This window comes from Microbacterium trichothecenolyticum, from assembly GCF_000956465.1.
GTDB classification, from domain to species: domain Bacteria; phylum Actinomycetota; class Actinomycetes; order Actinomycetales; family Microbacteriaceae; genus Microbacterium; species Microbacterium trichothecenolyticum.
Window position 1 is genome coordinate 292,352 of record NZ_JYJA01000037.1, and the last position, 17,646, is coordinate 309,997.

15 protein-coding genes and 1 pseudogene are annotated in these 17,646 nt (G+C 66.2%); 12 read left to right on the plus strand and 4 right to left on the minus strand.

The features are described from left to right. Positions 1 to 61 precede the first annotated feature (61 nt). The 3 genes from RS82_RS14355 to RS82_RS14365 form a co-directional block, all read right to left on the minus strand. Complete coding sequence (locus tag RS82_RS14355; protein ID WP_084695661.1) at positions 62 to 1,015, minus strand: LysR family transcriptional regulator; 954 nt, start codon at positions 1,013 to 1,015, stop codon at positions 62 to 64. Positions 1,016 to 1,134: 119 nt separating this feature from the next. Further along, entirely contained in the window at positions 1,135 to 1,794 is a 660-nt protein-coding gene (locus RS82_RS14360; RefSeq protein ID WP_045300540.1) for a ThuA domain-containing protein, read from the minus strand. After that, the gene (locus RS82_RS14365; RefSeq protein WP_045300542.1) at positions 1,791 to 3,380 is read right to left on the minus strand and encodes an FAD-dependent oxidoreductase; all 1,590 of its coding nucleotides are present in this window, start codon (positions 3,378 to 3,380) and stop codon (positions 1,791 to 1,793) included. Before RS82_RS14365 ends, RS82_RS14360 begins: the two co-directional genes overlap by 4 nt. A 331-nt stretch (positions 3,381 to 3,711) precedes the next feature. Here RS82_RS14365 and RS82_RS14370 point away from each other — a divergent pair, with 331 nt between their 5' ends. From RS82_RS14370 to RS82_RS21130, 5 genes are all read left to right on the plus strand, one after another. Continuing rightward, a complete protein-coding gene (locus RS82_RS14370) occupies positions 3,712 to 5,496 on the plus strand; it encodes a thiamine pyrophosphate-binding protein (protein ID WP_045300544.1) in 1,785 nt (594 codons plus the stop codon). Positions 5,497 to 5,642: 146 nt separating this feature from the next. Beyond that, positions 5,643 to 6,962: a histidinol dehydrogenase gene (gene hisD / locus RS82_RS14375; RefSeq protein ID WP_045300546.1), complete on the plus strand. Its 1,320-nt coding sequence runs from the start codon at positions 5,643 to 5,645 to the stop codon at positions 6,960 to 6,962. 1,255 nt (positions 6,963 to 8,217) lie between these two features. Next, on the plus strand, positions 8,218 to 8,406 hold the full coding sequence (locus RS82_RS21125; RefSeq protein ID WP_084695662.1) for a LacI family DNA-binding transcriptional regulator: 189 nt from the start codon (positions 8,218 to 8,220) through the stop codon (positions 8,404 to 8,406). Further along, a complete protein-coding gene (locus tag RS82_RS14380; RefSeq protein ID WP_052676850.1) occupies positions 8,406 to 9,065 on the plus strand; it encodes a TetR/AcrR family transcriptional regulator in 660 nt (219 codons plus the stop codon). Before RS82_RS21125 ends, RS82_RS14380 begins: the two co-directional genes overlap by 1 nt. Further along, entirely contained in the window at positions 9,058 to 9,675 is a 618-nt protein-coding gene (locus RS82_RS21130) for a TetR/AcrR family transcriptional regulator (RefSeq protein ID WP_084695663.1), read from the plus strand. Before RS82_RS14380 ends, RS82_RS21130 begins: the two co-directional genes overlap by 8 nt. Before the next feature lie 878 nt (positions 9,676 to 10,553). On the opposite strand, the gene RS82_RS14390 is transcribed toward RS82_RS21130, so the two are convergent. Then, positions 10,554 to 10,877, minus strand: coding sequence for an ArsR/SmtB family transcription factor (locus tag RS82_RS14390; protein WP_157005591.1), 324 nt, complete (start codon positions 10,875 to 10,877; stop codon positions 10,554 to 10,556). A gap of 252 nt (positions 10,878 to 11,129) precedes the next feature. Between RS82_RS14390 and RS82_RS14395 the strand changes: the two genes are divergently transcribed. From RS82_RS14395 to RS82_RS14425, 7 genes and pseudogenes are all read left to right on the plus strand, one after another. Continuing rightward, positions 11,130 to 11,612, plus strand: coding sequence for a hypothetical protein (locus tag RS82_RS14395; RefSeq protein WP_157005593.1), 483 nt, complete (start codon positions 11,130 to 11,132; stop codon positions 11,610 to 11,612). Between the two features lie 13 nt (positions 11,613 to 11,625). Then, positions 11,626 to 12,225, plus strand: a complete 600-nt coding sequence (locus tag RS82_RS14400) for a M23 family metallopeptidase (protein WP_169748708.1) — start codon at positions 11,626 to 11,628, stop codon at positions 12,223 to 12,225. Between the two features lie 20 nt (positions 12,226 to 12,245). Continuing rightward, positions 12,246 to 12,542: a hypothetical protein gene (locus RS82_RS14405; RefSeq protein WP_045300554.1), complete on the plus strand. Its 297-nt coding sequence runs from the start codon at positions 12,246 to 12,248 to the stop codon at positions 12,540 to 12,542. Then, positions 12,542 to 13,999, plus strand: coding sequence for an LTA synthase family protein (locus RS82_RS14410; protein ID WP_157005595.1), 1,458 nt, complete (start codon positions 12,542 to 12,544; stop codon positions 13,997 to 13,999). The genes RS82_RS14405 and RS82_RS14410 overlap by 1 nt, the downstream gene beginning before the upstream one ends. Further along, positions 13,996 to 15,489 carry an SCO6880 family protein gene (locus tag RS82_RS14415; RefSeq protein WP_157005597.1) on the plus strand — a complete coding sequence of 498 codons (1,494 nt, stop codon included), beginning with the start codon at positions 13,996 to 13,998 and terminating at the stop codon, positions 15,487 to 15,489. The genes RS82_RS14410 and RS82_RS14415 overlap by 4 nt, the downstream gene beginning before the upstream one ends. Continuing rightward, a complete protein-coding gene (locus RS82_RS14420; protein ID WP_052676852.1) occupies positions 15,489 to 17,099 on the plus strand; it encodes a hypothetical protein in 1,611 nt (536 codons plus the stop codon). Before RS82_RS14415 ends, RS82_RS14420 begins: the two co-directional genes overlap by 1 nt. A 2-nt stretch (positions 17,100 to 17,101) precedes the next feature. Beyond that, positions 17,102 to 17,646 (plus strand): annotated as a pseudogene (locus RS82_RS14425) (hypothetical protein); the annotation flags it as partial.

Genomic DNA, 17,646 nt, shown 5'->3' on the forward strand with positions numbered 1-17,646 from the left:
ATGGGTGTCCGGAGCGCGCCGGCGACCGGGGATCAACCCGTCAAACGGCCGACGGGCCGGGTCAGCGCTCGAGGAAACCCTGCACGTCCTGCGGTTCGACGAGGATCTCGGCGGTTCCGTGAGGGGTGTCCTGGTACGCACACAAAGCATCCCAGGCAAGCCGGACGAGCTCACGCGTCGCCGGCGACAGCACCTGACCGCGACGCTTGACGAAGGCCAGGGTGTCGAACATCGGCTCTTCGAAGGATGCCGTGTACAGGTTGTCGGGCATGATCGTCGACTTCGTCGCCGCACGGCAGACAATCGAGTCGCCGAATCCCTCCTCGACAAGCGAGAGAGCCGTCGTCAAGTACTCGACTTCGACGACGGGGTCGATGCGCTGGCCCACCAGCTGAGCGCGGTCATTCAACTGACGACGCGCAGGGTCCGTCGTCGCATAGTGTGCGTCATAGAGAACCAGCGGGCCCGCGGCGAACGCGCCGATGGAGACCCGACGGCGTGCGCGACTCGCGTCTGCCGTCACGAATACGACCTCATCGCGTGCAATAGGGAGGACATCCATCCCGGTGTCATCGACCGGCAACGTGACGAGGCCGGCTTCCAGCACGCCATTGGCGATATCGCTCGCGCTCTCCGCGCTGTTCTGCCCCACAAGGCGCACGCGCACATTCGGGTACCGCGTCCGAAACCTCTTGGCCAGGTCCGCATTCAGATAGAAGTCTGCATTGCGGAGTAGTCCGAACGTGGCGGTGCCGCCGCCCAACTCGACCTGCAGGCGCACCGCCTGCGCACCGAGCGCCGCGGATGCAACTGCCTGCTCGGCGTGCGGGAGCAATTGCTGGCCGGCGGATGTCAAGTTGAGCGTGCGGCTCCCCCGCACGAAGAGCTTCGCGCCGAGTTCTCCCTCAAGTCGCCTGATGAGATCCGAGACAGCGGGTTGACTCATGCCCAACTCGTCCGCGGCGGCGGTGAAGGTACCGCACGTCGCCGCGGCGAGAAACGCCTGGAGCTGCATCAGAGTCACACGAAGAAGTCTACGGTCGTCTCCATCGTTGACGCCGCGGCCCAGCAGAAGCCTCACCAGCGCTCACCCGGATCCATTCGAGCATCCCCTTCGCTCCCGCGAGCCGCGGACTAGGAGCGCTTGGCCCACTCCAGCCCCTGCTTCGTCAGGCGACGAACGTCGGGGCTGTCCAGATCAGCCGGCGTGTGACCGACTGAGTGGTAGAACACCCGACCATTGCCCCAGTCCCTCACCCATGCGACGGGTGAGGTGTGGCCCGCGATCCAGGGCAGGTGCTCGCCGCTGAACGTGGTCTCCGCGAGCACAGTGTTGTTGGGGTTGACGTGCATGTAGTACTGCTCGGACGCGACCTTGAAGTCGTTGACGCCGGCCGTGACGGGGTGTTCGCGATTGACGATTCGCACATCGTACGGCTGCGGATAGGCCTCGCCCGCCGGATGCTCGATGAAGTCGCCGCCGAGAAGCATCCGGTATGGAAGGCTCGCCCGGAACGCTGCGCCCGCACCGTGCCAGCCGGCCAAACCAGTGCCCTGTTCGACCGCGCCAAGCAGGTTCGCTTCTTGCGAGTCGGTGAGGTCCTCGGTAGTGAGGGCGTTGTTCCACCCGATGACGATGAGGTCGAACTTCGTCAGATCACGGTCGAGCGTAAAGATATCGCTCGAACGCTCGACCTCGTATCCGAGATCCGCGTACAGGTCGTCGGCCCAGGCCGAGATCGCGTAAGGGGTGTGGCCGGGCCACCCGCCGAAGAGGGAGAGAACAGTGGTCATGAATCGGTCCTTTCAGCAACCAGACGACGGGTGGATTCAACGATCTTGGGCGCCACGCGAAGCGTGTTTGCCGCGATCGTCAGAGCGGGGTTCAGCGCGGCCGACGACGGGAAGAACGAGCCGTCGATCACCCAAAGGTTGCTCACCTCGTGCGCGCGGCAGTCGGGGTCCAGCACGCTCTTCTTGGGGTCGACCCCCGCGACTGCGGTCCCGCATTGATGCGAGTTGGTCGCGATTTGCATGCGCTCTGTGAGAATGATCGGGTAGCCGGCCCGACGCACGGCGCGGGAGACTTCACGCACCAATTCTTTGTGCGGCGCCAGGTTGTTGGGCTTCCAGTCGATGATGATCGAGTTGCCAACGACGCGTACCCGGTTGTTCGGGTCGGGAAGATCCTCGGTCGTGAGGTACAGGTCGACGGTGCGGTCGGTGATCATGTTCAACAGGAACATAGGCACCCACGGCTTCACCCCCTTGACCATCGCGCCGCGGAGCTTGCCGAGCATCTGGACGTTGCCCAGCGGGAACTTGTGCCCGCGCGTCGGGTTGTACCAGTCATTGAGGCCCAGCGTCTTCTGCCACGAAGTGCGGTTCTTCCGGAACGGGTTGAGCCCCATGAAGAAGGTGCTGTTGTGGACCATGTAGTTGCGTCCCACCAGCCCAGACCCGTTGGCGAGGCCGTCCGGATGGGCAGATGTCTTGGACCGCAGGAGGAGAGCTGCGGTGTTGACGGCGCCGGCGCTGAGCACGACGGTGCGTGCCGTGATCGTGAGCTTTTCACCGCCACGCTCCAATCGCAGACCCGTTGCCCGCTCGCCAGTCGTGTCGGTGAGCACCTCGGTAACGAGTGCGTTGGTGAGGATCGACACGTTCCCGGAGGCAAGCGCGGGTCGCAGCGCGCGCACCTCTGCATCGCCTTTGAGGCCGGCAGCCGAAGGCGCCCCGTCCGAGATCCGCTCCCGGTCGCGGTCGGCCTGCGTTGCGAGGTTCATGGCGTTCGGCATGTGGAACGGTCGAAGCCCTTGCTTGGCGAATCCGTCGGCGAGACGCTGGATCTCGGGCTCGTGGGGCAGGGCGGGAGCCGGGTACTCGGTCGAGTGTCGCGGTTCGGTCGGGTCCTCGCCCAGCGAGCCCCTCACCTCGAAGAGTTCCTCGATCGCCGCGTAGTAGGGCTCGAGCTCGTCGTACGTGAAGGGCCATGCCGGCGAGTTACCATCGTGCAGCGGCCGATCGATGAAGTCTTCGGCGCGGAAGCGAGGAAGGCAGGCGCCGTACACCTTGGTGTTGCCGCCGACCCAGTAGTACACGCCGGGGCCAAACGGCTTGCCGTTGGAGCCGTCATACCAGTTCTCGGCGTTCTTGTACCGCTTGTTGGTGTAGACCTCGTCGACATTGCCTCGCTGAGGCTCCTCCGGCATGAAGTCGCCCCGTTCGACAACCAGGACCCGCAGCCCCGAGTCGCGGAGCGCCCATGCAGCGGTCGAGCCGCCCATCCCCGAGCCGACGATGACGATATCGGTATCGATGGTCGACTCGTTCGGCTCGAGAACGGCAGCCAGGTAGTCAGGCGATTGTCCGTTTGCCATTGATCACTCCAGTTCGCGTGGTCCGGAACGCAGCGCCAAGTTCGGCACGTCCGCGCTCCCCCAAAGGTAGGCGGGTCGCTTCTATCGGACAACATGGGGTTTTCTTCGGAAGGGCATAAGGAAGCGCTATTCAATGTCGCGGGCGGTGCTGCCATAGAGAAAGACGATAGATATGACAAGAATCCTGGCCGTTGTTCTATACCGTCCTGGTTTCTAGTCTGTGATCGTATGCGGAGCGCTCAGCCCGCTTCCCATCGCTTCCGTAGGCGCGGCGCGCTTGACGCGATGCAACGGAATCACTGCGCACGTCAAAGACACGAAGGAGAAGAACTTGACGAACCTCACAGGTGGACAGGTCGTCGCTCGCGCGCTGAAGGAGTACGGCGTCGAGTACGTTGCCGGTATCCCCGGCCACGGCATCTGGTCGCTCACCGACGCCTTCCTCGACGACGAGTCGAACATCCCCTTCCTTCACGTCTTCCACGAGCAGAGCGCTGTGCACATCGCAGATGGCTACTACCGCGTGACCGGGCGACCGATGGCGGCTGTGACCTCGATCGGCGCCGGCGCGAGCAACACCGTCATCGGTCTCGCCACCGCCTACACCGATTCCACGAGCGTCCTGGTGATCACCGGAGGGCCGCCGACCCACATGCGTGGCCACGGCCTGCTGCAGGAGCTCGAGCGCTACACCGCGAACGCCTTCCCTCGGGTCGCCGAGGCGGTCTCCAAGCGTCACTGGGAAGTCCATCGTGTCGAGGAGCTGCCTTTCGTGATGCAGCGCGCATTCAGCTCGATGCTCACCGGACGCCCCGGACCGGTTCACCTGGAGATCCCGATGGACGTCCAGGCTGAGTCCGCCGACGTGAACATCCACGAACTCGCTGCCCGCCTGCCCGTAGGCACCGTTCGGCCGGACCCGGCGGCGATCGACATGGCGATTGCGCTGTTGCAGACCGCGCAGCGCCCCGTCATCGTCGTCGGCGGTGGCACGATCACAGGCGAGGCGTCGGCAGAGGTGCTTGCGCTGGCCGAGAAGTACCAGATCCCGGTTGTAACCACCTGGAACGGCAAGAGCGCCTTCCCCGAGGACCACGAGCTCTTTGCAGGCAGCGTCGGACAGACGGGGACACCTGTCGGCAACCAGATCGCTTCATCCGCGGATGTGGTGGTCGCAGTCGGGTGCCGCTTCACGGACTGGTCTGCGTCCAGCTACGCCCAGGGCGTCAGCTTCTCGTTCCCGCCCGCCAAGCTCATCCACATCGACATCGACCCGCAGGAAATTGGCAAGAACTATCCCGCGGAGGTGGGCGTGCTGGCCAACGCGAAGGACGCCGTGCGCGAGATCGAGCAGGGACTGCCCGAGATCGCTCCCCGCACCGAGTACCTTCAGGAGCTCGCCGAGGTGAAGGCGGAGTGGGAGGAGAAGCTCGCCACACGCCGCGACTCCGAGCGGTTCCCGTTCACCTCGCAGCGGCCGCTGGGGGCGCTGCGCGACGTGCTGCCTCGCGACGCGATCATCGTCGCAGGCTCGGGCAATACGCAGGGCGCGGTGAAGCAGACCTTCCCCGTCTACGAACCGCGCACTCACCTGACCTCTGGTGGGTTCTCGTCGATGGGTTGGGCGATCCCGGCCGCGATCGGCGCGAAGCTCGGAGCTCCCGACCGCACCGTCGTGTGCGTTCTCGGTGACGGGGACTTCCTGATGACCGCGCAGGAGATCGGCCTGACGGTGATGCACGACATCCCGGTCGTGTTCATCGTTCAGAACAACGCAGGCTTCATGTCGATCCGCGGCGGTCAGCGCAAGCAGACCAGCCGCCACATCGGCACTGAGTTCAACCGCCCCGACGGGACACCCTACTCGCCCGATTTCAAGGCACTGGGCGAGTCGTTCGGCCTTGCGTCGTGGCGAGTCGAGTCGGCCGACGAGCTCGAGAGCGTCCTCCGCGAGGCGATCGAGTCGGGCAAGCCAGCTCTGGTCGAGGTTCCTACGGATCGCGATGCATCCGGTCCATGGGTTCCCGGTTGGTGGGACTTCCCCATCCCCACGTACATCGATGACGAGCGTCAGGACGAGTACCGCGAACTGCGTGCTCGCGAACAGCACCTCTGATCTCGACCCTGAACGAGTGGCGGGGCGAGCGGGTGCACGCTCCCCCGCCACTACTTGAGGTGCCCATGGGCACTCACTCGGGATCGGCCGGCTGCCGATCGGGAAGCAAGAACTTCAAGAGCAAGAACCCTTCAAAGGACAATCCAATGACGCAGTATGTGAAGCAGGCAACCGCCTCCGCGCCGACGAGCGCAGTCTCGACCGAGGACGTCAAGTCGACGGTGACAGCAGTCATCGCTGACGTCCGCGCGCGCGGCGATCGGGCCGTGCGTGAGTACTCGGAGCGATTCGACAATTGGGCTCCGTCGAGCCTGCGGCTGACCCGCGAGCAGATCGGGGCGTCGATTGCGCGGGTGCCTGAGCAGACGCTCGCCGACATCGAGACCGTTCAGAACAAGGTCCGACGCTTCGCGCAACTCCAGAAGCAGTCGCTGAACGGCTTTGAGGCTGAGGTCGAACCCGGTGTGATCCTCGGGCAGAAGAACATCCCGGTCAACGCCGTCGGAGCTTACGTTCCGGGTGGGCGCTACCCGCTCTTGGCATCTGCGCACATGACGATTCTCACCGCCAAGGTGGCCGGGGTGAAGCGAGTGGCGGCAGCGACGCCGGCTGCCGGTGGAGTCATCCCGGATGCGTCGATCGCTGCGATGCACATGGCGGGTGCCGACGAGATCTACCTGATGGGTGGGGTGCAGGCCATTTCCGCGCTCGCGCTCGGTACCGAGACCATCGCCCCCGTCGACATGATCGTCGGGCCGGGCAACGCCTATGTAGCCGAGGCCAAGCGAGAATTGTTCGGCGAGGTCGGTATCGACCTCTTCGCTGGGCCCACCGAGGTACTCATCATCGCCGACGAGCACGCCGACCCGTTCCTCATCGCTGTCGACCTGCTGAGCCAGGCGGAGCACGGACCGGACTCGCCGGCGATCCTCGTCACTACCTCGGCTGCACTTGCCGAGCAAGTTCTGATCGAGATCGACGAGCAACTCCTCTCGCTGCCCACTCGCGCGATCGCGGGCGCGGCATGGCGCGACCACGGAGAGATCATCGTGGTGGACGACCTCGATGAGGCATACGAGTTGGGAGACCGTCTCGCAAGCGAGCACGTCCAGATCCTCACCGCTGACCCCCGGGACGCGCTCGGCAAGATGACGAACTACGGCGCGCTCTTCCTCGGGGAGAACACGTGCGTCTCGTTCGGGGACAAGGTGATCGGAACCAACCATGTTCTTCCCACCAAGCTCGCCGCCCGTTACACGGGAGGACTCTGGGTCGGCAAGTTCCTGAAGACGGTCACGTTCCAGGAAGTCACGTCCGCAGCAGCCTCCGCACAGCTGGGAGAGCTCCTCGGGCGGGCTGCCCGCGCCGAAAACTTCGAGGGCCACGCGCGTTCTGGCGACCTTAGGGCGGCACGGTTGAACGGGGAGCGCCCGGCGTGGGCGCTGACGCCGGTCCCGGGCAGCTGAAACTCTCGTCCGTTGTGAGGCCGATAACATGGCGAACGACGCGTCGAGCCGGAGCCATCCGGTAGCGCCACATGGGAGTGCGGCAGGTTACGCCGCGGGCTGTCGCACGAAGGGTGGGTGCCCTTCGAACGACACGACCGACTACCTCACGTGTGTAGAGGCGGCGACTGCTCGCAGATCCAACTATGCGCTCAGTCGGCTCCCGCAGTACCAGGTGATTCCGCGCAACTTCGGGTCGGAGGGCCAACTGCCCTCCGACCTGGAGCTTGACGCCTCGGTCCACGGCACCCGATGGGGATATCGGCGCGGGTGCAACCAGGACGAGAACTGCCCAAACTGGCGCAGCGGAAAGGTCACCTGCGCCGAAGCGCGATGCCGGTACGTCGCCAAGTACAACGCCGGCCGTCGGGACGGTAGTGGGACACCCCTCGAGCACGGAACGTCAAACGGCTACCTACTCGGCTGCCGGGATCCGCGTGGATGCCCCGGCGGCGAAGACGGCACCAGCTGTCGATCGGCCCGTGCGGCGTACCGGGCAGATCGTGCACGCCGAATTGGTATCTCCCCCGCCGAGTTCATCGACTCGGCTGCTGCGACCACCAGGGTGCGCAACTGGCTGGCAGAAGGACACTCGCTCCGAGTGATCGCGCGTGCAACCGGGTGCGGCTCTACCACCATCAGCGATCTCTCCGACCCGCAGCGGTCAGGGCGGCTGCGGGTCTCAGCCTCCACGATGCGCAAGATCATGTCCGCTGATCTGCCCAAGCAGGCGTAGCCCGTGGTCGAATCAGCCGCCAGCCCGCCTCCGTCCTTCTCCTCCGACTCAGTTAGGAGCGTACCGACTCGCGATCCTCGATCGCGCGCCCCCAGCGGTCCCCAGCGGTCCCCAGCTCAGCTGTCGTCTCGAGACGTCCGCGTGCTGATCGGACTCCAACTATGCCGGAGGTCGGATACAGAACACGAGCACATGAGGCGGCCACTTCCTACCTCGGAACTGAGCGACCTACTCAACGGCTTCGGATTCGACTCGGCATGGTCAGTTACTGATATTGGGATCCTTGCGTCCGTTGCCACGCACCTGAGCGAGCTCCATGAGTCCTCACCGTGCCTACCCATGAACCTGGATGCGGCCGCCGAACTGCATGCAACCAGGGAGGCCGTTGCTGCGCAGCTGGCGGCCGTAGACCGACTCCTCCACCGGCTGCAGCGTCCAAACCGAGACGATGGGGCAGCCCAGGGATCGCATCGATCCACGATGGATGACGTCGCGAATCGAGCCGGCGTGTCGGTTCAGACGGTCTCGAACGTGATCTCGGGTGGTGCGCGGGTGCGCGACAGCACCCGTGCGCGGGTCGAAGCTGCGGCCCGCGAACCGGATTATCGGCCGAACCATGCCGCCCGTGCGCTTCGAACCGGTAATCCCTACACAGGAGACAGACCTTGATGCCCGTCGCGCCCGGTAGCGCAACCGGCGCGGGCAGTCAGACGACTGAGGATCGTATCCTCGTCGCCGCGCTGGATGTGATTAGCGAATGCGGGGTGCATGGGACGACACACCGGCGGATCGCCGCGCAGGCATCGGTTCATCTCGGCTCAACGACCCGCTACTTCAGCGGACTCTCCGACATCCTCGAGCGGGCGTTCGCGATTCTTGGAGCACGCAGGCATGACGATTACCGCCGAGCCTTTGCACGCGCCGAGACACCCGCGATGGCGCGCGAATCCGTCGTATCGCTCATCTGCGGACCGTTGCGCGCGCAGCCGAGTGAACTCCGAGCCCTCGCAGAAATGTGGTCCTACAGCAACTTCAACGAGCAGGTTCGGGCAGTTCGTGATGAGTCAATGCGGGCGTGTCGCGCAGTTCTCGAAGAGCACTTCACGAAGTCGGCAGCGGGGGCGCTGGTCGCGCTCACCGAGTCGTGGACGATGCACCGCCTGAGCGATCTTGAGGTCGAGCCCGGGTTGGTCGTCACGATCGTGGACGCACTAGCTGGCCGGTGCGATCCGCCAGGGCATGAGCCGCGGGCGCTTCGTGCGACGGCCGGCCTGAATGGCGCTGGACCCCACCATCAGTTTGATCCGGGCATAGACCACGATGACTGACGCACGTGGCGGGCGGCGGGGACCTTACGCGAAGAGCCGATTGGCACGAGAGCGAATACTCGCTGCGGCGGCAGAAGTGTTCTCGCGCAGCGGGCTGAGAAGTGGTTGGCTGCGCGAGGTGGCAATCCTCGCTCAGATGAGCGAGGCGGGCGTGCTCTACCACTATCCATCGAAGGAAGTCCTGTTGATGGCACTGCTCGAGTGTCGAGATGCTTGGGAAGCTTCGAGGCTCGAAGAGTTGAGATTTCACCCTCGGGCACTGCTCCAGCATGCGACGAACGTTACGGCAGAGGCGACGGCGACCGGGCAGACAGTCGCCTCGCTGTATCTGGACTTAGCTCCCCAGGCTGCGGCACCCGATCATCCCGCCCACGACCATTTCCACGGACGCCGAGTACGCATCCATGGCGCGGTCACCGAAGCGTTCCAAGGCCTCGCGCGCGAGGATCAGCTGCGCACCACCGTCGACCCGCCCCTGCTCGCTAGCCAGCTCCTCGCCCTCCTGGATGGGATCCAGTTGCAGTGGCGTTTCAGTCCGGGAACCGTCGATGTGCGCCGAACGATCGAGTCCTTCATCGAACTTCATGTGAAGCCGGCTGATGCTGGTTGAAACGTCCGCGTGGAGATCACGCCGGGAGTAGCCTCAGCGCGGCTCGGCAAGCTACACGAGCCGGCGACTCCCCGATCTGGCTTGCCGGTTGGTGGGTGACTTGGAGGATGTTGCTGGGCCCCAGCCTTCCCAAGCGAATTCTCTGACGACGCACTCCGGGTCCGGACACGCGCGCCAGCTCTGAGTTGAAGACGCAACCCGCGACCGCCTAGGGGAGCAAAGTCCAGATTGACGTCTCGGCACCGGCTGAGGGCCCGAGGCTTGAGCTCTGCAACGGGGACGATTGCACGCCTGGCCCAGTCGAGGCGCCGGTCGAGGTCGGATCCACGGCGACACCTGTCTCGACCGGGATATTCGGCCTCGAGGGCGACAGCCTGACCCAATGGACCGCCACGGTGTTCGATGCCTAGGTGCCGGGATAACCCCTCTCTGACGCGGCCGGCACGATCGCCCAGGAGGGCGTCGTCGACGTTGAGAGGGGTACGCGTCCTTTCGTGGTGGCAGATCTTGCAGAGTATCTGGAGGTTAGACGGGAGTGGGAGCTGCCGTCGATGTGACCGAGATGAGTCGTCGGCTTCCCGCACGGCTGGCAGCGGCCGTTGTCGCGCTCGACGACCCCCTTCGCACCGCTGCCGACGGTCGACGCCCGACTACTTTGTACCGCCGATGGAGGAGGAAGGAGATGTTCGTGCGGCAGCTGGTAGCGGATGACCGGGTCCTCGACCCGCTCCGAAGATGACTAAATCCATGCGAGCGCGCTGGTTCATTTTTTGGTCGCGGCAGCTGTCCTGTTACAGCCCAAGCGGCTGCGAGGCTATCCCTCTTGCTGAGGCGCTGCTATGGCAGGGGCGGAGCTTGGCCATGAGGCTCCCTGGATCTCAGAACTCGCCAATCGCTGCTCCGAGGCGGAGGTACAGGTCGGTGACGGCTTCGTTGTTGACCCGGTATCTCACCCACACGCCGCCGCGGGATTGACCCTCGCTCATGGGAGGGTCGGCGATGACGAGTCCGGCGGTCTCCAGTTCGACGAGGCGGGGGTGGATGGTGGTGGCGCCGAGCGCGAGAGCGTCGCAGATCGGCTTCATCGTGGTGTCCGGGTTCGTACGGACGTAGCGCAGGATTGCGGCTTTGACGAGGTTGCCGAGGAGCGCGATGGGTTCTTCGGCGTCTTCGGAGCCGGCCGGTTGCGCGAGTCGGGGCATGACGCCATTGTGCCGCGCCGACCAGGTGTCGGTCCAGCAATCCATCCCGTTTAGTTGTTGGTCCTGATCGCGGGGATCGTGGCGATCGTTGTCAGTTCGCTGCTTGCACAGCCCGCACCGGGTCCGACGGGGAACAACACACCCCAGCCGACTGCCTCGACGTCGACGGCGGAGCCACCGGCGGGTGACGTCGTGGACGCGTCGGTCGTCGATCAAGGTTGGCTTCCGGAGCCGATCACGACGGATCGGGAGGTGTACATTCGCGCCGCCCTCAAAGCCGCCGCCACCTTCGACACCACGAAGGGCACCCGAGAAGAGTGGCTCGACTACCTCGACACCTGGTTCACCCCCGACACCCGCTACAGGTCGGAAGCAGACCAACAGACATCTGTCGACGACGCGCAGGTCGAGTTGCGAACAGGAGTCGTGCTGCCTCAGGAGGAGTGGGACTCACTGGCCAGTGAAGACGGACGTGTGGTCGCAACGACCACGGGTGACGTCGTGTATGTGCCGGTGACAGATGACAGGTCGGGTGACATGTCGATCGGCACGTCGGACGTGACGTTGACGTTCACCCGTTCGGACGGCAGCGGCGGGGAGACGTCGTATGAGGAGCAGGTGCGTGTGAGCGTGCAGGTGCTGTGCGGTCCCGGGTCGGTGGCGACTCCGGATTCCGCGCAGCGGGCGGGCGATTGCAAGGTGGTCCGCTACTTCACGGAGCCGTTGGAGCCCTGACATGGGAGCCCCGGTGATCACCGCCGCAGCCCTCAACTCGAGGACTGGCCGGAAGATCCTGACAGGGGCACTCCTGATCGTCACCCTCGTCGCCGCACTCGTGCTGACCCCGTTGCTGGTGATCCCGTTCGCCGTCGCGGGCAGCGCAGCCGGCTCGGTGCCGACGAAGGTTGAGGCCGTCCCGGTCGCGAGCGGCGAGTGGGCGTTCCCGCTGGCCGGCTTCTATTCGAAGGGACGTGGTTTCGGCTACAACCCGGTGCACGGCTGCGGCTACTGCTCCACCAACCACCAGGGCTACGACATGGCCCAAGGCTGCGGCGCCACCATCTACGCCGCGGGTCCCGGCCGGGTGATCACCGCCGGGTCGTGGCAGGGCTACGGCAACACGGTCCGCATCGATCACGGGGATGCGCTAGTCACGCTCTACGGGCACATGCAATGGGGATCACTACGCGTCTCCGTCGGCGACCAGGTCACCTCGGGGACACCGCTGGGGGCGGAGGGCAACACCGGCAAGTCGTTCGGGTGCCATCTGCATTTCGAAGTTCAGAAGTCCGGAACTCCGGTAGCTCCGGAGCCGTTCATGGCCAGCCAAGGCCTGCAACTGAAATAGCAACCAGCAAGGAGCAGCCCATGCGCACGCACATCGTTCCGGGTGATGTCGACGTTCCAGACATCCAACCGGACTTCTCCGCCCCATTCTTCCAAGGCTTCCAAGTCGTCGCGTCCTACATCCTCGCCGGCGCAATGCTCGTGGTGCTCGTCATGTTGATCATCGCCGGCGCCGCGCTGGCATTCCGGGGTCTTGCGAACGATCGGGTGCGGACCTGGGCCGGCGAGAACATCCTGTGGATCTTCATCGCCGCCGCCGTGCTCGGTGCCGCATCCGGCCTGTTCGCCTGGTTCGTGAACTTCGACTTCGGCTTCTGATGAACCTCCGCTGGGTGCTCCGGCTCGGCCTCGCTACAGGTCTCTCGCTCGTGCTCGGATCAGGCACCGCAGCCCATGCGGCCCTGGTCGAAACTGCGGCTCCGGTGTCGCTGGCCACCGTGACGGGAGAACCGTGGTCGGCCCCCGCAGCGCCGGTCGATTGCCAGACCGCCAGCGGGCAAGTCACCTGCACGCCGACAGATCCGACCAAGGTCACCGCGCAGCAGTGCTTCATGGGCGTTGCCCTTGCGGGTCAGAAGGCCACCGTCTGCACGACGTATGAAGGGCACATCCCGGCGATTCAAGCCGACGGCGGAAAGGCTCTCACAGTGAAGTACGGGTGCAGCCTTGGCGATGCGGTGTGCCTCACGTTTGAGAACGCGGGGCGCGGGATGGCGTTGACGGCGACCGGAGTGATGTTCTTGGTGGCGGACAATATGCGGTTCGACACGTCAACGTTGTTGTGGTCGGCGGCGGTGGATCAGTGGTCGTTCTGGCAGTGGGCGATCCTGATCATCACGTTCGGGGCGATGGTGTGGGCGATCGCCGCCGCGGTGGTCTCGGGCGACCGGGACGAGCTGGTCGGCGCGCTGGTGCGGACGTTCATCGCGATTCCCGCGGTGCCGCTCACGCTGTGGCTGACCGGACATCTGCTGAACGCGGTCGACGACATGACCTGGTACATCCTCAACGGGGATGGGCCGGCGTCGTTGTACTCGACGTTGCAGTCGGTGATGTGGGCGGGCGGGCAGGCGAACTACTTCTTCGCGTTTCTGATCCATGGGCTGCTGATGTTGGGGATGTTCTTGCTGATGTTGGTGTTCGCGTTCCGCAACATCGCGCTCGCCGCGCTCATCATGGTCGGCCCAGTGGCGTGGATGCTGTTCCCGGTGCGTCGCATCGGCCCGCAGTGGGTCGTCGGCTACCTGTCCGCGGTGATGGTGCTGCTGCTGACCGCACCGCTCACGATCGGGTTCGTCACCCTCATCGTGCAGGGACTTGCCTCGGTGAAGACGATCTGGAACCCGCAGTCGTGGCCGCTGCTGATCGGTCTGGTGCTGGTGGCGTTCGCGCCGTTCGCGATCTTCGGGCTGTTCAGTTTCACCGGCGCGGTCGCCGCCGACAGCATCGGGTCCCGGCTCGGCTCCCACGGCGGACGGATGGCCGCGAACGGCGCCCGCGGCGTCGCGGCCATCCCCACCCGCCTCGGCGGTCTCCCGTCCGGAGTCCGACTGTCCGGCTCCGGACCGTCGTCCAGTGGTCCGGCCGCAAAGCCAACGCAGGTGCGCTCCGGGCAGGCGAACGCACCGCGCGGCGCCACCGCGCCGGCGCAGGGCCGCACCCCCGCCCCGGATGGTGGCCGGACGTCGACGCCGTCCACCCAGGGGTCGCAGACGGTGAGGTCGCCGTCGTCACCGCAACCGCAACCGCCTCGCCCTGAGGGGAGCCCGTCATGAGCACGACACCCGAGTATCTGCGTCCGGTGCGGTTGCCGCGCCGGTCCCGGCAGGGCGTTGTCATGGGCATGGACGGGTGGCAGATCGGCTTCCTCACCGGCGCCGCCCTGGTCGTGCTGATCTTCGTGAACCGGTTCGGGCCCCTCGGCCTGCTCTACGGTGCCCCGTTGTACCTGTTGTTCGGGATCACCGCGCTGACCAGCATCCACGGCGTCTCCACGCCACGGATGGCGGGCTTGTGGCTGATGAAGCAGGTCCGTCACACCGCCGGTGCCACGACGCAGACCTTCCGCCCCGAACAGCCCCGCCTCACGGGAACACTGAACCTGCCGGGCACCCGGGCGTCGATCCAGCTGTGGGACGCGGGCGGGACGGCCGCGGTGTACAACCCGCACGATCGGTCCGTGAGCGTGATTGCGGAGCTCGAGGTGCAGGGGTTCCTGATGCACGACCTGCCGGAACGGTTCGACCTCGCTGAGCAGTTCGACCGTGTGCTGGGGCCGTTCACGCAGCGGCCGGGAGTGAAGCGGGTGACGCTGCAGGAACGCACTCTGCCGACCACAATCCGCGCGGCGCGGGAGCATTACGAGACGGTGCGGCGGGTGCGGGATCTGAATCCGGAGTCGCCGGTGGCCCGCAACTACCAGGACGTGATGGACCACGCGGAACGGTTCGAGGTCGCGCACCGCAACTACCTCGTCCTCACCCTCGACCTGGTCACCCTCGGGTCCCAGCTGAAGGCCCTCGGCGGCGGGAAGGACGCGATCGTCGCGCTCGCGCACATCGAGGCCGGCAACCTCGCCGACGCGCTGTCGGCGGCGAAGATCAAGGTGCGCCGCTGGCTCTCCCCCCGCGAGTTCGCGGCGTTGGGCAGGTTGGCGTTCGATCCGGAGTTCGCCGCGACCGTGCAGAACCGCCCCGACCATCTCACCGGGGTGGACCCGGCCGCCATCGGGCCCATGTACCTGGACGAGCCCAAGGGCCGCAACGGGATCGTCGTGACGGACTCGGCCGTGCACACCACGATGTGGGTGCACGAATGGCCCCGCTCTGACAGCCCTGTGGGGTTCCTGGCGCCGGTGGTGTTCGCGCGGCATCCGCACACCGGGGAGGCGATCACACACATCTTCTCCATCGTTCTCACCCCGGTGCCGGTGTCGAAGGCGTTGAAGCGGATTCGGGATGAGAAGAAGGTGTGGCGCGGCAACGAGAAGCTGCGCGCCAAGCGGGGCGCGGACGGGTCGGCGGCGGATGCGGCGGACTGGCGCGCGTTGGAGCAGCAGGAGCAGGAGATCGCGAACGGGCACGGCGAGTTCCAGTACGGCGCCTACCTCACCGTCACCGCCCCCGACGAGGAACGCCTCGACCAGGCGATCGCCGGGATGCGCAATGCGTTGTCGCGGGCGGGCATGGAGGCGCAGATCCTGTACTGCCAGCAGGCCGAGGCGCTGATGGTGAACGCGATCCCGGTCGGGTTGGGGATGAAGTGATGACCCGCCACGCCGCCACCTTCACGCCCACCGGCCTCACCCGCAAGGAACGCCGCGACCTGCAGAAGCAGATTGTCCAGGCCCAGCAGGAGGAGACCCCGGAGCGTTCGTCGCGGCGGGGCCGGAACCTGCCGGAGCCGGCGGTGCCGGGGCCGTTCGGGCCGGGGATCACGCAGGGCGGGTACTGGAACCTCGCGAAGGCGTGGATCCCCGCGCATCAGGCGACCTCGCAGCACATCGCCGGAATCTACCCGTTCGTCGCCGACAGCGGCCTCGGGCACCGCGGCCCCATCCTCGGGGTCGACCTCAACGCCGACGCGCTCTGGCACTTCTCCCCGTGGGAGGCGTACGTCGACTCCACCGAGCGGGGCACCTTCTCCACCAACATTCTGGTGCTCGGCGCCTACCGGGGCGGGAAGTCCGCCACCGTGAAGACCCTCGTCACCCGCTCGATCGCGTTCGGCCACCAAGTCGTCGTCCCGTCCGACCCGAAAGGCGAATGGGTGACCGTCGCAGAAGCGATCCCAGGCGGGAGGGTGATCCGGCTCGGCGGAGGCACCGGCACCCGCCTCAATCCCCTCGACCGCGGCCCCCGGCGCACCGGGACGTCGGATGAGCAGCACGAACAGATGGTGAAACAGCGCCGCATCGGCACCCTCATCGCGCTCATCGAGATGACCCTCGGCAACCGGCTCACCGCGGTCGAGCACGCCGCCATCCTCGACGCCCTGGAACGCTGCGTCGCCCGCACCGGCGACCACCCCACCCTCCGCGGCGTCTACGAGGAGCTCGGGCACCTCGCCGGCGACACCCAGGCGGCGTTCCGGGCTGCGGAGGGGGCGATCCAGCCGCGGTTCGTGCTGCGCCGGTTTGTGGAAGGCGACCTCTCCGGCCTCTTCGAAGACGAGTCCACGGTCGAGTTCGACCAGGACGCCCCCATCGTCGTCACCGACACCTCCGAACTCTTCGCACGCGGGGATCTCGCGGCGCAGCTGACGCAGGTGTGCTCGACCGCGTGGATCCAGGCGGTGATCTCGGATCGGGCGGCGCGGCGGACCCGGTATGTGGTGCGGGAGGAGGGATGGCGGGACATGACGTCGCTGGCGTCGCTGCAGATGTTCCAGCAGTGGCTGAAACTGTCCCGGCACTACGGGATCAGCAACATCGTCATCCTGCACAAGATGGGCGACCTCGACGCCGTCGGCGAAGACGGCTCGTTGGAACGGTCGCTGGCCTACTCGATCGTCGGGGACATCGAGAACAAGTTCATCTTCCGCGTCAATCACCAAGAACAGACCGCGCTGCGTGCCCGGCTGAACCTGCCGGCCCCGCATGTGGAGATGGCGAGGCAGCTGCGCAAGGGCGAGTTCCTCGCCTACGTCGGCCAGTACTCCTACCTGGTGGACTGCTTCGCCACCTCAACGCCGTGGGAGTACGAACTGTTCGCCACCGACGACGCTGTGAACCCCGCCGACCGTGAAGACGCCACCGTCCGGGTCATCGATACCGGCGCGCTCGACGACTACTGGCCCGAACCCGCAGACCCAGCCGACAGCACCGTGGCCGGCTGGCTGACCACAGAGACCCGCGACCTGACCGAGGAGCTGTGACCATGACTACCGTCGCCCGCCCACGCACCTACGCGACCGTCACCGGCCCGACCGCGACCTTTATCACCACCGACGGACGCACCGAACCGGTCACCGCCACCGGTGACGAGGACATCCGGCATGCCGTGATCCGCCGGGCCAGCGACGAGGCGCGTCGCACCGGCACCCCGGTCGAGCTGGTCACCTCCGGGGACCGCGGCGAACACCACCTGCTCGTTGACCCGACCGGCGACCTCACCCTCCTCCCCACCACGGCAGAACTCGGGTTCGGCGACGAGGAGGGGTCGGATGAGGGGGATCTGGAGCTGGGACCGTATCAGGACATCGACGACACCATCACGACGGAACGTAGAGAGGAGGTGAGGGAACCGACTCCGCAGCCGGACGCACTCCTCGCAGGATCCGCCCCGGCTGCGGAGTCCCCTACCCGCCCCACGTGCGGCCACCAGCGCCCGCTCTTCCGCGTGTCGCGTCTCGGTGGCGGAGGGGCGGACGGTGATGCCGAGGCCGGCGAGGAAGCCGCGCCACCCGGTGAGCGGGGGTGTGG